This window comes from Sporosarcina thermotolerans (genome assembly GCF_042658975.1).
Lineage (GTDB): Bacteria > Bacillota > Bacilli > Bacillales_A > Planococcaceae > Sporosarcina > Sporosarcina thermotolerans.
Genome location: NZ_JBHSRM010000002.1, coordinates 160,144 through 174,472 on the forward strand (window position 1 = coordinate 160,144; position 14,329 = coordinate 174,472).

At 44.8% G+C, this 14,329-nt stretch carries 16 protein-coding genes; 2 read left to right on the top strand and 14 right to left on the bottom strand.

Annotated elements, in window-relative coordinates:
• Window positions 1-8 precede the first annotated feature (8 nt).
• The 3 genes from ACFPZG_RS01745 to ACFPZG_RS01755 all read right to left on the bottom strand — a co-directional run bounded on the left by ACFPZG_RS01745 (window position 9) and on the right by ACFPZG_RS01755 (window position 2,537).
• Window positions 9-833, bottom strand: coding sequence for a flagellar hook-basal body protein (locus ACFPZG_RS01745; protein WP_283733048.1), 825 nt, complete (start codon window positions 831-833; stop codon window positions 9-11).
• 63 nt (window positions 834-896) lie between these two features.
• Window positions 897-1,889 (bottom strand): rod shape-determining protein, encoded by a 993-nt coding sequence (gene mreB, locus ACFPZG_RS01750; RefSeq protein WP_283734711.1) that lies wholly within the window; start codon window positions 1,887-1,889, stop codon window positions 897-899.
• 378 nt (window positions 1,890-2,267) lie between these two features.
• Window positions 2,268-2,537 carry a sporulation transcriptional regulator SpoIIID gene (locus ACFPZG_RS01755; protein ID WP_283733049.1) on the bottom strand — a complete coding sequence of 90 codons (270 nt, stop codon included), beginning with the start codon at window positions 2,535-2,537 and terminating at the stop codon, window positions 2,268-2,270.
• Window positions 2,538-2,787: 250 nt separating this feature from the next.
• Here ACFPZG_RS01755 and ACFPZG_RS01760 point away from each other — a divergent pair, with 250 nt between their 5' ends.
• Window positions 2,788-2,955: a hypothetical protein gene (locus tag ACFPZG_RS01760; protein WP_283733050.1), complete on the top strand. Its 168-nt coding sequence runs from the start codon at window positions 2,788-2,790 to the stop codon at window positions 2,953-2,955.
• Between the two features lie 145 nt (window positions 2,956-3,100).
• On the opposite strand, the gene ACFPZG_RS01765 is transcribed toward ACFPZG_RS01760, so the two are convergent.
• Window positions 3,101-4,078 carry a nuclease-related domain-containing protein gene (locus ACFPZG_RS01765; RefSeq protein WP_317940386.1) on the bottom strand — a complete coding sequence of 326 codons (978 nt, stop codon included), beginning with the start codon at window positions 4,076-4,078 and terminating at the stop codon, window positions 3,101-3,103.
• A 439-nt stretch (window positions 4,079-4,517) separates the two neighbouring features.
• Here ACFPZG_RS01765 and ACFPZG_RS01770 point away from each other — a divergent pair, with 439 nt between their 5' ends.
• The gene (locus ACFPZG_RS01770; RefSeq protein ID WP_283733052.1) at window positions 4,518-4,856 is read left to right on the top strand and encodes a hypothetical protein; all 339 of its coding nucleotides are present in this window, start codon (window positions 4,518-4,520) and stop codon (window positions 4,854-4,856) included.
• Here ACFPZG_RS01770 and ACFPZG_RS01775 read toward each other — a convergent pair.
• The 10 genes from ACFPZG_RS01775 to atpF all read right to left on the bottom strand — a co-directional run bounded on the left by ACFPZG_RS01775 (window position 4,853) and on the right by atpF (window position 14,271).
• Window positions 4,853-5,500, bottom strand: coding sequence for a M23 family metallopeptidase (locus ACFPZG_RS01775; protein ID WP_283733053.1), 648 nt, complete (start codon window positions 5,498-5,500; stop codon window positions 4,853-4,855). The genes ACFPZG_RS01770 and ACFPZG_RS01775 overlap by 4 nt on opposite strands.
• A 10-nt stretch (window positions 5,501-5,510) precedes the next feature.
• Window positions 5,511-6,476, bottom strand: coding sequence for a stage II sporulation protein D (gene spoIID / locus ACFPZG_RS01780; RefSeq protein ID WP_283733054.1), 966 nt, complete (start codon window positions 6,474-6,476; stop codon window positions 5,511-5,513).
• A 79-nt stretch (window positions 6,477-6,555) separates the two neighbouring features.
• Window positions 6,556-7,854, bottom strand: a complete 1,299-nt coding sequence (gene murA, locus ACFPZG_RS01785) for a UDP-N-acetylglucosamine 1-carboxyvinyltransferase (RefSeq protein WP_317940387.1) — start codon at window positions 7,852-7,854, stop codon at window positions 6,556-6,558.
• Window positions 7,855-8,224: 370 nt separating this feature from the next.
• Complete coding sequence (locus ACFPZG_RS01790) at window positions 8,225-8,464, bottom strand: DUF1146 family protein (RefSeq protein WP_283733055.1); 240 nt, start codon at window positions 8,462-8,464, stop codon at window positions 8,225-8,227.
• A 420-nt stretch (window positions 8,465-8,884) separates the two neighbouring features.
• Window positions 8,885-9,286 carry a F0F1 ATP synthase subunit epsilon gene (locus tag ACFPZG_RS01795; protein WP_283733056.1) on the bottom strand — a complete coding sequence of 134 codons (402 nt, stop codon included), beginning with the start codon at window positions 9,284-9,286 and terminating at the stop codon, window positions 8,885-8,887.
• 24 nt (window positions 9,287-9,310) lie between these two features.
• Window positions 9,311-10,726 carry a F0F1 ATP synthase subunit beta gene (gene atpD, locus ACFPZG_RS01800; RefSeq protein WP_283733057.1) on the bottom strand — a complete coding sequence of 472 codons (1,416 nt, stop codon included), beginning with the start codon at window positions 10,724-10,726 and terminating at the stop codon, window positions 9,311-9,313.
• A 40-nt stretch (window positions 10,727-10,766) separates the two neighbouring features.
• On the bottom strand, window positions 10,767-11,624 hold the full coding sequence (gene atpG / locus ACFPZG_RS01805) for an ATP synthase F1 subunit gamma (RefSeq protein WP_283733058.1): 858 nt from the start codon (window positions 11,622-11,624) through the stop codon (window positions 10,767-10,769).
• Window positions 11,625-11,675: 51 nt separating this feature from the next.
• Window positions 11,676-13,187 carry a F0F1 ATP synthase subunit alpha gene (atpA, locus tag ACFPZG_RS01810; RefSeq protein ID WP_317940388.1) on the bottom strand — a complete coding sequence of 504 codons (1,512 nt, stop codon included), beginning with the start codon at window positions 13,185-13,187 and terminating at the stop codon, window positions 11,676-11,678.
• A 23-nt stretch (window positions 13,188-13,210) separates the two neighbouring features.
• Window positions 13,211-13,750, bottom strand: a complete 540-nt coding sequence (locus ACFPZG_RS01815) for a F0F1 ATP synthase subunit delta (protein ID WP_283733059.1) — start codon at window positions 13,748-13,750, stop codon at window positions 13,211-13,213.
• Window positions 13,747-14,271: a F0F1 ATP synthase subunit B gene (gene atpF, locus ACFPZG_RS01820; protein WP_283734712.1), complete on the bottom strand. Its 525-nt coding sequence runs from the start codon at window positions 14,269-14,271 to the stop codon at window positions 13,747-13,749. Before atpF ends, ACFPZG_RS01815 begins: the two co-directional genes overlap by 4 nt.
• Between the last annotated feature and the right edge of the window lie 58 nt (window positions 14,272-14,329).

Consider the following 14,329-nt stretch of genomic DNA (forward strand, 5'->3'; position numbering starts at 1 on the left):
ATCGTGTCTTAATTGACACGGCCAATTTCATTCACTGCTTTTTCCATGCTACGGTCGTATGCCTGAAGTATTTTTTGATTCGCCTCGAATGCCCTAAACGCGGCAAGCATGTCCGTCATCGTCTTCGCTGCGTCAACATTCGAGCCTTCCAAATAACCCTGCTGGTATGAATAGCCGCCTTGTGCGCCCGGCAGGTTGCCGGTTTGACTTGCAAACAGGCCATTATCTTGTTTCAAAAGCGAGGAGGGCTGCTCCGCGAATGAAACACCGAGTGTTGCAACGGTTGCCCCATCCTGCATGATGACCCCAGTGTCAGAAATCGAGAACTCATCATTTTGCAATTGAATGCGTTGTCCGTTTGCGTCAAGAACATAGTACCCCATCGGATTCGTCAAGTTGCCGTTCGCGTCAATCGTGAAATTACCGTTCCGCGTGTATAGTTCATTTCCATTTTCATTCTCAAGCCTGAAAAAGACAGTTCCACGCTCGCCGGTTTCCGTATTGACTGGCAAATTGACATCAATGAGTGCAACGTCAGTCGTCATGCCGGTTTCCCGTAGCGAACCTTGTGTGAATAGCGGCAATGTCTCTTGCATGTAAACGCCTGTTGAAAGCGGCCCGACTGGAGTTAAGCCTTTATAGCGAAGGCCTTTTTCCGTTGGGATTCGCGTAGCGTTTACAGTGGACATGAACATTTCAGGGAATGACCGAATCGTTGACTGTTCGGCTTTAAAACCCGGCGTGTTTGCGTTCGCCATATTATTCGCTAACATTTCCGTCCTGCGCTGTTGCGCAATCATACCGGAGCCTGCTGTGTAAAATCCTCGGAACATGGATGCCCGCCTCCTTTCATCTATACTTTATTTTTAATTAACAGGAAGAAGCGTTATGCTAAATCAATAACGTCCTGATTTACTGATGTTATCAAGAAGAATGCCTGTCCCGACTGCAACGCAGCTAAGTGGGTTGTCCGATACAAATACCGGAACCTTCAGTTCTTCTGCGAGGAGTTGGTCAATCCCATGCATTAACGCGCCGCCCCCAGTAAGGAAAATGCCGCGGTCGATAATGTCGGCGGAAAGTTCCGGAGGTGTTCTTTCCAAAACGTTTTTCGCCGATTGAACGATCATTTCTATAGATTCATTCAACGCTTCCCGAATTTCTTCGGAATTAATTGTGATTGTACGCGGTAGCCCCGAAACCATGTCTCGTCCACGAATGTCCATCTCTTCTTTTCGGCTGCCACGGAATACGGTTGCAATGCTTTTCTTAATCGTTTCAGCTGTACGTTCGCCGATATGTAGTTTATGCTTTCTTTTTATAGCTTGAATGATATCATTGTCAAACATGTCGCCAGCAGCTTTTATCGACTCGGAAGTGACGATATCCCCCATCGACAGAACTGCGACGTCCGTCGTTCCACCGCCAATATCGATAACCATATTCCCGCTTGGTTGGAAAATGTCCATACCTGCGCCAATTGCTGCGACTTTAGGCTCTTCTTCAAGATAGATTTTTTTCCCGCCGGATTTTTCTGCAGCGTCCTGGATTGCTTTCTGTTCGACACTTGTGATGTTCGTCGGACAGCAAATAAGTATTCGTGGTTTCGACAAAAACCCTTTTACTTTCAACTTATTGATAAAATGGCGTAGCATCGCCTCAGTCACGTCAAAGTCAGCGATTACTCCATCTCTCATCGGTCGGATCGCAACTATGTTCCCCGGTGTTCTACCGACCATTTTACTGGCTTCCTCACCGACAGCCAAAACCTTATTCGATTGCTTGTCAATGGCAACAACAGCCGGTTCGTCAAGCACAATCCCTTTTCCTTTTACGTGGATCAACACATTGGCAGTTCCGAGGTCAATTCCAATATCCTTAGCAAACATCAATCCTGTTTCCCCTTCCGGCTCATTCATCCCACATACGTATATTAGCCTACTCTACTGACTATATATTGTATCACAATGGTGCTTTGTTGAACACAAAAATTGACAGTTATTTCACATATATTTATTCAGAAATAAAAAGCATAGGGAATTATGGAGAATGGGTATTTTTTACAAGTTATTTCGGGAGGTTGGTATTTTCTTAACGCTTTGGTATATTGCTTTTTTATTCCAAGTTAGTGAGTGGGGGTAAATTTATTAAACTTTCTCGGGGTAATTTCGAGGTAATCTTCTTTTCGGGGTGAGGGGTTGTCCACATGCGAAAAGACAGGGTGTCCGCCCTACTGCCTAGGCTGGTTGCTTCCCCGTCTATTTCCATTACATGTTGCGAGCCTTCTTATTTTCATTCATCCATTTCATCCGTGTTGCTTCACCGCCTCTTAAATGTCTGACAGACTTATGATAGGCAAGTACTTTTGCGACTTCTTCAGACAACTCTACATCCACATTCGGCAGTCGTTCCGTTAAATCCTTGTGGACCGTGCTTTTCGAGTAGCCCGTCGCTTTCGCAAGTGCCCGTACTGTAAGTCCAGTGTCCAGCAACATTTTACCGAGGCGCACGCATCGCCTCCGAATTTGCTCGTGCACGCCCTCTTCCTTTCCCTGTCAGCTCCGTTTCTTCCTTTATCTTATGCGAGGTGTGATGGGATTATGTCAGGACGTTGTTAGAGAGGCGAAATATAGAAGTACTTTTAATTTGTCAATTGCACTTAGCGCGAAGGGTGATAGAATGAAACATTTATATTCCCGCGGACAGATTTTATGCCTAAGTAACAATCAGTTGTGCTGAATGCCTTTGACACTTAAACGGTTTTCCTTCGGCGAGGAAGAATGGACCTTGAACGTGGAAGAATGGACCTTGGCGCGAAAGAATGGACCTTCCGTGAGAAAGAATGGACCCTTGCGTGAAGGAATGGACCTTGAGCGAAGAAGAATGGGCCTTGGCGCGAAAGAATGGACCTTGAGCGAAGAAGAATGGACCCTGGCGCGAAAGAATGGTCCTTGAGCGAGGAAGAATGGACCCTGGAGAGAAAGAATGGACCTTGAGGTGAGAAAGAATGGGCCTTGAGGTGAGAAAGAATGGGCCGCTAACGTGAATAAATAGACCTTTGAACATTGTAGTAGATAAAGGGGCCCTCATATAATGAATACTATTTTACTTCTGTATGGATAAAGGGATCTAACACAATTTCATACTTTGATGCTCGCCCGTTTCCACTTAGTTCAATAGGCGATCGTGCTAACAATTTTTTAGCAGTATTGCGGTTTTCGAGTTGAGTGAAATACCTAAACTCTCTATTTGTAATATTATTTTTGACTAACATCGACCAGTCTTTCAATGCACCTTCATGATCATTTTTCCCTGTGTGCCCGCAATGTGGACATCGCCACTTTTTTTGCAACCAGTTCATTTTCAATTGGTCGCACTTGGAGCATATGACACCAGGTATTATATGTGCTGGATGAATATTGTATCTTTTTATAAGAGGAAATGGATTGTATTCTTGATGGTATTTCACAATTTTTCTCGCTAATGAGTGGATTTCCGATTTGTATAATAGCTCTTTATTAACCTGCAATGATCTAAGATGGGCGGCAACTTCGTTGGTGAACATGATGTCCATACTTGGATTTTCCTCGATGGACAATTCATTGTTATAAGCAAATGCAACAATTCCCTTTATTGGAATCTCTACCTTTTGTCTTTTTAACCAACTATCCAATAGGTAGATTTTCCGTTCGAGTTCTACAATTGGATTTTGTAAGGGCACTCTTTTTCCAGTGGAATATTCTTTGATGAACTGTAGCGGCTTTGATTTGATTATTATTTTTTCAGCGATATTCTTCACTTCTGATATAACTATAAAAGCGGGCGTTATCAATATTGAGTCCATTTGAAAATAAATATTATCTTCACAAAGTGTGACATCATGCAAGATGGCGTGTGGGTATCGGGGCTTGAATTCCTTTAAGTATTTGTCGAATTGAACTTCTCCCCCAAACCCCGCGTTTAAATTGTAGAGTCTTTCTTCAATTCTTGTCCTATTTTCATCTCCTTTCCTTAACCTTTTTTCCAATGCAATTAAAGCGTCAATCTCCAAAGTCTTTTTCCGTGTTTTAAATAGCACTTCATCACCTCGCCTATATTGTATCCTTTCGTGTCAAATTACGGAATACATTAGCTTGAATTTTCAATATCCTTTAGATGAGTTCAGGGGGATATAGACCTTAAATTGTCGCGACGATTGTTTATTTATACTCTTTATCGTCCGCGGTAGGTTTCATGCTCCAACAAAACTGCATTAGGCGCGATTGAAAGTAAGAGGAATTTTAAAATTTTCGCGGTACGATTGAATGCCAATGTATTCAAAGTTCGCGCTGAATGCATTTGACAATTAAACGGTTTTTAATTTCGATGTGAGAATGGACCTTGAACGTGGAAGAATGGACCTTGAACGCGAATGAATGGACCTTGGCGCGGAACAATGGACCTTGAACGAGGAAGAATGGACCTTGGCGCGGAACAATGGACCTTGAACGAGGAAGAATGGACCTTGGCGCGGAACAATGGACCTTGAACGAGGAAGAATGGACCTTGGCGCGGAACAATGGACCTTGGCGCGGAACAATGGACCTTGGACGAGGAAGAATGGACCTTGGAGCGGAACAATGGACCTTGAACGTGAAAGAATGGACCTTGGCGCGGAACAATGGACCTTGAACGAGGAAGAATGGACCTTGGCGCGGAACAATGGACCTTGGCGCGGAACAATGGACCTTGAACGAGGAAGAATGGACCTTGGCGCGGAACAATGGACCTTGAACGTGAAAGAATGGACCTTGGCGCGGTCTGTGCAAACACATAAAAAAATCCACCCCGTATTTCACGAGGTGGATAGGTCTTAGAATCCTAAGAATGAGCGCGGGTTGACTGGGATGCCGTCTTTGTGTACTTCGAAAAGTAGGTGTGTGCCGGCTTGGGCGTTCCATTCGTTGGCTGTGGCGGTTCCGAGGGATTGCCCTTGGATGACTTCGTCGCCTTTTTTAACGAGGATGCCAGTTAGTGAGCTGTAGACTGTTGTCATTCCGTTAGCGTGGGCGATTTTGATTTCGCCGCCTTTGAATTGGTCCAGAATGACTTCTTCAACAGTTCCGCTCATGGCTGCTACGACTTCAAATGGTTGGCCATCCACAGAGATCGTTACGCCTTTGTTAGTAATGTACACTTGGTTGAAGACTAACAGTGCATTTTCCCGATCTTCTTCGCTAGCCTCTACATCATAGTAGTCTTGTATAATGGCTACGTTGTCGAAAAGTTCTTCGCTGAACGGGTATTTGAGTACTTCATTTGCAGCGTTTGTTTCTACGATTGGTTGGTTGTCAGGATCAGTTGCATCGGCTGTTTCGTTAGGACTTTTTTGAATGGCATTGTAGCCCCAAATCATGCCGACGAACACGATCGCGATTCCCGCGTAGATGGCAGGCCAGAACCATCTATTCTTTTGACTCTTATTCTTCTGAGAAGGGGATTTCGGTTTTTCTTCTCGCATTATCATCACCTCACTTGCTATTGTTTGCAAGTGTTGGTGATTTTAAACATTCAGATTCATGAAGTTCAAACTTTTTTATTTTTGTGCCTGAATAATAGTATGTGATAATGTTTTCTGCCGTCCATCCTTCCCTTGCGAAGGCCTCCGCACCGTATTGACTCATGCCGACTCCATGGCCATATCCTATCGTATCGATGATGACGATTTTGTTTGTGACGTCGTATGCAATGTTGAAGTCTGTTGAGGCCAGTCCAAGTGCCTCGCGCATTTCCCTACCACTCATTTCGAACTCCCCAGACACCGCTTTCTGGACTCGTCCTGTATGATTGCGAACGAGTTGAAGGTTTTTGAAGCGATCTGCATTCCAAGAGGAACCGAGTTTTTTATTCCACTGAACGATTGGCATTTCGATCCGTCTTTCAACTTCCGCAGCAACGATTTCCTCTCCCGGACTTTCAACACTTTGTAAGTACGGGATTGAGCTGCCGCTGTAGTTTTGCGCTGTCTCGGTTTTCCCGTTGGAGGTGGAGAAAAACATGGCGGTGATCATTTCGTCGCCGTAGACAATTGTGTCTCCCGCTGTCGACTCTACTATTCCTCGCAGTCTTTTCTCGTTTTTCTTAGCTTCCTTGCCCCAGCGATCCTTCCGTTCTTCCTCTGTTTTGTATACTTGTGCGGAGACGGTTGCCTCGATAGGTTTCTTGCCATTCTCTGTAGCCTGCAGTACATATGTCCGTGCAGCAATCGCTTGTGCCCTTAAAGCTTCGTCGTGGAATGTCATTGGCATTTCGCCGGCGACGACTCCGATGACGTATTCCTCAAGAGGCAAAGGCTTGTCCACCCCTTCCACAGTGATATAGATTGTGCACGGTTCCTCTGTTGCTACGACTTCTGGTTCTGTCTCGATTGTTTTTTTCATGAGGATGGGAATAAAAAATAGTAGTACGATTAATAAAGCAGCTAGTAGTTTGTCCATGTTTGATTGTATGAAGTGGAAGTGTGTTTCATTCAACAAAAAAAGTAGAGGATGGAATAATTTCCTCCTCTACTTTCGCTTATACAAGTTCTTTTTGTTTTACGACCTTTTCTTCCTCGGATACGCGTTCGATGTCGGCACCAAGTGCTTTTAATTTCTTATGGAAGTCGACGTAGCCTCTGTCCAAGTGGATGAGTTCTGTTACGCGTGTGACGCCTTCTGCGACGAGTCCTGCCAAGATTAGAGCAGCTGCTGCACGAAGGTCGGTTGCTGCGACTTCTGCACCTTGCAGATTGGATGGTCCTGAGATGATGACGGAACGTCCTTCGATTTTGACGTTTGCGTTCATGCGACGGAATTCTTCCACGTGCATGAAGCGGTTTTCGAATACTGTTTCTGTCAATACTCCAGTGCCCGTTGCTGTCAGCATGAGTGCCATCATTTGTGATTGCATATCTGTCGGGAATCCTGGATGTGGCATAGTCTTAAGATCGACTGCTTTTAAAGGGTGTTTCGCCTGAATGCGAAGTCCTTCATCCAATTCAGTGATCTTGACGCCCATTTCTCCAAGCTTTGAGATTAATGCAGCATTATGCTCAGGAACAGCGTTTTCGATTGTGACATCGCCGCCTGTGATAGCAGCTGCTACCATGAATGTTCCCGTTTCGATGCGGTCAGGAATAATATGATGGATAGTTCCATGTAGTTTCTGAACACCCTCGATACGGATGGCATCCGTTCCAGCTCCGATGACACGGCCACCCATTTCGTTGATGAAGTTCGCTAAATCGACAATTTCCGGCTCTTTCGCCGCGTTTTCGATAACAGTCGTGCCTTTTGCCAATGCAGCGGCAGTCATGATGTTTTCAGTGGCGCCAACGCTTGGGAAGTCGAGGTAAATCTTAGCACCTTTTAGTCCGTTCTCTGCTTTTGCTTCTACATGTCCATTGCCGAATGTAATTTCCGCGCCCATTGCTTCGAATCCTTTAAGATGCTGATCGATTGGACGGGATCCGATTGCGCATCCACCCGGTAGGGCAACGCGTGCGAAACCGTTGCGTGCAAGTAGTGGCCCCATGACCAAAATAGATGCACGCATTTTCCTTACATATTCGAAATGCGCTTCGCTTGAAAGCGGATTTGTTGAATCAATTATCACTTGACCTTTTTCTGCATCATATTCAACTTTTGCATTAAGGCTCTTCACGACTTCGTTGATCGTCGAAACATCTGAAAGGTTAGGTACATCTTTTATGACATTTGGCCCATCCGACGCAAGCAATGCTGCAGCAAGTATTGGCAGTACTGCATTCTTTGCGCCCTCTACACGAACGTTTCCATGAAGAACACGTCCACCTCTAATAATTATTTTATCCACAAAAAGTCCCTCCGACTCAAATTTATACTATTCGCCATATTTTTATCTTTTCTTATTTTTTTCGTCATGAATTAATCATAAAAACACATACTATTCTACAATGCTCTACATTATTAAACAAGTAACTACAGAGCTATTTTCCCTCTATCCGCAAGATAGTCTATAATATGTAGTCATTTGGTGATTTGTGTCCCTATGTTTGCTGGCATAAAATCAGCGTTTCGTTCTGTAATTTTGCAATTCCCACATTTTACTGGAAGCTAAACATTTATTCATGCCATCGCCCCATATACGGCTTTGCATATACGCGGCGAGAGCATGATAGGTAGTGATTAGAGAATATGTACCCTAATTTTTGGCTAAATAACCGTTAACGGTAAAATAAAGAAGGAATTCTCCCTGACCAATAGGATATGTCTAAAAAGAAATTTGATACAGTCGAACCTATAGCAAAACTCAATAAAATGAAAAGTAATTGCGCTTGGAAAACGTGATTCTTTTTGATGATTTTTTCAGGCATGATTGATTGAAGCGCATAGAAAGTTAATCCAATGAAAAAAATATGGGAGATAATCGCTAACATTGGATTGTGAGCAAATACACTATTCATGTGAAGTGACTCCTTATTGGTTATTATTGTCCGTTTGGGCGCGGTTAAAGCATTGAAGTGACATTTATATTCGCGTTAGATGCATTTGAGTAATAAAAAGGTCTTAAGGCATGGGGGGAAGGTGACAATTCAAGTGTGCTTGCAGTGATTTTATGAGTGTTTATATGCGGTTTTGCGTGCTTGTAGCGGTTTATGCGTATTTAGAGCGAGTTATGAGCTTTTCTACGCGTTTATGCGTATTTAGAGCGAGTTTATGAGCTTCTCAACGCGATTATGCGTATTTAGAGCGAGTTATGAGCTTCTCAACGCGATTATGCGTGTTTAATAGTATTTATTGCATAAATTTTCCAATTTTCATTCACCAACCATAAAAAGGCGGCAGAAGAATGAGTTCCTCTGCCCACCTATTTGTTAAAGCTATTATCTCATTTCGTAAACTTTTATACGAGTGATGGCCCGTCTTAGGTTTAGCTCCGCCAACTGCATATCGAGGTCGTCTTTTTTTTCTTTTAGTGCTTCTTCTGCACGTTTTGCCGCCAGTTTTGCACGATCAATATCGATATTGGCAGCAAGCTCAGCACTTTGAGCTAAAATCGTGACAACATCGGGACGAACTTCGATGAAGCCGCCATGGACGGCGACATTTACAGTCGAGTTGCCATTTTTCAGGCGAAGCGCACCAATCTGAAGTGGCGCAACCATAGCGATATGGCCGGGAAGGACCCCGATTTCACCAAACTCAGTTGCGGCAATCACCATTTCCGCTTCAGTTTCACTAACAGGGCCGTCGGGAGTGACGATATTGACTTTAATTGTCTTCATTTGTTTCCCTCCTGATCCTGTAGATTAAACTTCTACGCCCATGCCTTTTGCTTTTTCGATAACATCTTCGATACGGCCGACGAGACGGAATGCATCTTCTGGAAGATGATCGTAGCGACCATCCAAAATTTCCTTGAAGCCTTTGACTGTTTCAGCAACTGGTACATAAGAACCTTGTTGTCCTGTGAACTGCTCGGCAACGTGGAAGTTTTGTGATAGGAAGAATTGGATACGACGAGCGCGTCCTACGACTAACTTGTCATCTTCGCCTAATTCATCCATACCAAGGATCGCGATAATATCTTGTAGTTCACGGTAACGCTGCAAAGTTGTTTGTACTTGACGTGCTACAGCATAGTGCTCTTCGCCAACGATTTCAGGGCTTAGTGCGCGTGATGTAGATGCAAGTGGGTCAACCGCAGGGTAGATACCCATTTCAGATAGTTTACGCTCAAGGTTAGTTGTTGCATCCAAGTGAGCGAACGTTGTAGCTGGTGCCGGGTCAGTATAATCATCGGCTGGTACATAGATCGCTTGGATGGATGTAACGGAACCAACGTTTGTTGAAGTGATACGCTCTTGAAGCTGACCCATCTCAGTTGCAAGTGTTGGTTGGTAACCAACCGCAGATGGCATACGCCCGAGTAGTGCGGATACTTCAGAACCTGCTTGTGTGAAGCGGAAGATATTGTCGATGAATAGAAGAACGTCCGCGCCTTGCTCGTCACGGAAGTGTTCTGCCATTGTCAAACCTGTTAGGGCAACACGCATACGTGCACCAGGAGGCTCGTTCATTTGACCGAATACCATCGCTGTTTTAGTGATAACACCGGAGTCCGTCATTTCGTGGAACAAGTCGTTCCCTTCACGAGTACGTTCTCCAACGCCAGCGAATACGGAGATACCACCGTGTTCTTGGGCGATGTTGTTGATCAATTCTTGGATTAGAACTGTTTTACCTACACCCGCACCACCGAAGAGGCCGATTTTACCACCCTTGATGTATGGTGCAAGCAAGTCAACAACTTTAATACCTGTTTCAAGAATTTCAACTTCAGTTGAAAGGTTTTCGAATTTGGGAGCTTCACGGTGGATTGGATCACGATGCTCAGAAGCAGGGATTTCCTCTCCATTGTCGATGATTTCTCCAAGTACGTTGAAAACGCGTCCAAGAGTCACGTTACCGACTGGGACTGAAATTGCTGCACCTGTATCTTCTACAAGAGCACCACGTTTTAATCCATCTGTAGATGACATCGCAATTGTGCGTACTGCGTCGTCCCCAAGATGGAGTGCGACTTCAAGTGTCAACGTTTCAGGCGCACTGCCCGGACGTTCAATTTGAACCTTCAATGAGTTGTAGATTGCTGGAAGCTGACCACTTTCAAATTTAACGTCAACAACCGGACCCATAACTTGAAGGATTTGTCCTTTACTCATGCTTTTCCCTCCTGTCTTACTTTTACCGTTCAGTACGTGCTTATTCTAATGCCGCAACTCCGCCGACGATTTCTGTAATTTCTTGTGTAATTGCTGCTTGACGTGCACGGTTGAATTGAAGACTCAATGAATCGATCAAATCAGATGCATTATCTGTAGCAGTCTTCATCGCTGTCATACTGGAAGCATGTTCGCTCGCTTTTCCATCAAGCACTGCTCCGTAGATGAGACTTTCCGCGTATTGCGGAAGAAGCGTTTCAAGAATCGCTTCCGCGGAAGGCTCAAACTCATACTGGGCATGCGCTGACGCTGATGAAATATCCGTGAGCGGAAGCAATTTCTTTTCCGTCACTTCATTGGAGATGGCGGAGATGAAGTGATTGTAATACAAGTACACTTCATCGTATTCGCCTTCTGTGAACATGCCAACAGCTCGGTTCGCGATCGATTTTATTTCATCGAAAGAAGGGTGGTCCGATACACCGACGAGGCTTTCAACGACTTCGTATCCGAGGCGCTCGAAAAACTCAAGCCCTTTGCGTCCGATGGCGACGATTTTCACGTCTCCCTTCGATGTGTGGCGTTCCTCGATCGCACGTCTAGCCGCACGGAAGATGTTAGCATTGTAACCACCTACGAGACCGCGGTCCGAAGACACTATAATGTACGCTGTCTTCTTCACTGGACGGTTGACAAGCATCGGATGCCCGGAGTCGCTCGTCGCGCTTGCGATAGCGCCGACAACTTCCTCAATTTTATCCATGTAAGGAACGAACGCTTTTGCATTCATTTCTGCACGGGTTAATTTAGAAGCCGAAACTAATTGCATCGCTTTCGTAATCTGACTCGTCTTCTTTGTCGATTTAATACGGTTTTCAATATCGCGTAATGATACCACTGGCAATTCACCACCTTATTGTTTAGTTAGACCAAAATCCAATCCAATCAATTACGCTTCGGACGGTACGAAGTTCTTCTTGAATGCGTTAATCGCATCTTTCATCACTTCATCAGACGGAAGGTCTTTTGTCGTACGGATATGATCAAACACTTCAGTGTGGTTTGACTCGAGCCAGCTTGTGATTTCAGCTTCGAAACGAAGGATATCCTGGATTGCGACGTCGTCTAAAAGTCCGCGTGTCAACGCATAAAGGACGACAACTTGATATTCCACTTTTAACGGCTTATTCAAGTCTTGTTTCAAGATTTCAACTGTGCGCGCTCCGCGGTCGAGTTTCGCTTTTGTCGCTGAATCAAGAGAAGAACCGAATGCTGCGAACGCTTCAAGCTCACGGTATGCTGCAAGGTCAAGACGGAGTGTACCTGCAACCTTTTTCATCGCTTTAATTTGCGCGGAACCACCAACACGGGATACGGAAAGACCGGCGTTGATCGCTGGACGTACACCCGAGAAGAATAGATCCGACTGCAAGAAGATTTGTCCATCAGTGATAGAAATTACGTTCGTTGGAATGTAAGCAGAGATATCCCCAGCTTGTGTTTCAACGAATGGTAGGGCAGTAATTGAACCTGCTCCCAATGTATCGTTCAACTTCGCTGCACGCTCAAGTAGACGGGAGTGCAAGTAGAAGACGTCACCAGGGTAAGCTTCACGACCTGGAGGACGGCGAAGTAGCAAGGATAGTTCACGGTAAGCAGCCGCTTGTTTTGAAAGGTCATCATAGACGACAAGGACGTGCTTGCCTTGGAACATGAATTCTTCCGCCATCGTAATACCTGTGTAAGGTGCAAGGTATAGCATAGGAGCCGGTTGAGAAGCAGACGCTGTTACAACGATCGTGTAATCAAGCGCACCGTTTTTACGGAGTGTTTCTACAACCCCACGAACTGTGGATTCCTTTTGTCCGATAGCAACATAGATACAAATCATGTTTTGGTCAGCTTGGTTCAGAATCGTATCGATTGCAACTGTCGTTTTACCTGTTTGACGGTCACCGATGATCAATTCACGCTGTCCACGGCCGATCGGTACAAGTGCATCGATTGCCTTGATGCCTGTTTGCAATGGCTCATGAACGGATTTACGCGCCATGACGCCTTGTGCAGGACTTTCGATTGGACGAGTTTTTGTCGTTGCGATTGGGCCCAATCCATCTACCGGTAAACCGAGTGTATTCACTACGCGCCCAATCAGTTCCTCACCAACAGGAACTTCCATAATACGGCCAGTTCGACGTACTTCATCGCCTTCTTTGATATCTGTGTATGGCCCAAGGATAATGATACCTACGTTGTTCGCTTCCAAGTTTTGAGCCAGACCCAAGACACCAGTAGAGAACTCAAGAAGCTCTCCAGCCATGACGTTGTCGAGGCCATGAGCAAGTGCGATACCGTCACCGATTTTGATAACCGTACCGACTTCGCTTACTTCCATCTCAGACTGATAATTTTCAATCTGCTGCTTTATCAGCGTGCTGATTTCTTCAGCTTTGATGCTCATGTATGTCACCCCTCAATTTCAAATTAGGATCCGATCAATTTACGTTGCAGTTTTTCGAGCTTCGCGCTCAAGCTGCTATCGTAAATCTGATTGCCGATTTGAAGGCGGATGCCTCCGATTAGGCTTGGATCAATGATATTTTCAATGCGTAAAGATTGTTTACCGACTTTTTTTGCGAATGTTGCAGAGACCGAGTTTGTTTCAAGCTCTGTCAATGGACGTGTGGAGTATACTAACGCTTCCGCAACTCCAGCAGCGTCGTTCGCAAGCTGGTGGAATTCATCGCAGACATTTTGAACTTCATTCATGCGTTTTGCATCCAATAGGACGAATAATGTATTCATCACGATCGGGTTTACACCTTTGAAGATGTCAGAGATCATTTCCTTCTTTTTTGCGACTGATAATTTAGGAGAGCTAAGTAGTTGTCCTAATTCTTCATTGTCGCGGAACGCCTTTTTCAATTCTTGTAGTTCTTCTTGAATTGTGGAGGTTAGTCCTTGTTGTACTGATAGTTCGAACAATGCGGATGCATAGCGTTCAGCTACAACCGAGTTACTCATCGGCCTTCGCCTGCCTTCACAATCGTTTCTTCAATCAAAGCACGGTTGTCTTCCTCAGAGATTTCTTTACCAAGTACTTTAGATGCCGCCAAGATTGAAAGCGAAACGAATTCTTCGCGAACCGCTGCAACTGCCTTTTCCTTCGCTGTCGCAATTTCAAGTGTCGCAGATTCTTTCATATGGTTCACTTCTGTGCGTGCAGCAGCAACAAGTTCTTCACGTTGTGTTTCACCTTGTTTTTTAGCATTTTCAACAATCGATTGTGCGTTGTCACGCGCTTCTTTCAAAAGGGCACGTTGCTCTTCCAAAAGTTTGTGTGATTCCAAGCGGCTTTTTTCAGCTGCTTCGATTTCATTTGAAATCAATTCAGCACGTTGATCCATAATACCCATAAGTGGTCCCCATGCGAATTTCTTAAGTAATACCATGAGGATTGAGAAAAATAGTACTGTGACGATGATATCGCCTAGATTCAATCTGCCATTCAATGCTGACAAAAATCCTCCGCCGTTTGCCGACAATAGGATGAAGGTATTTCCAAACACGATTGTTTCACTCCCTTCAAGAGCTCATGTCAAT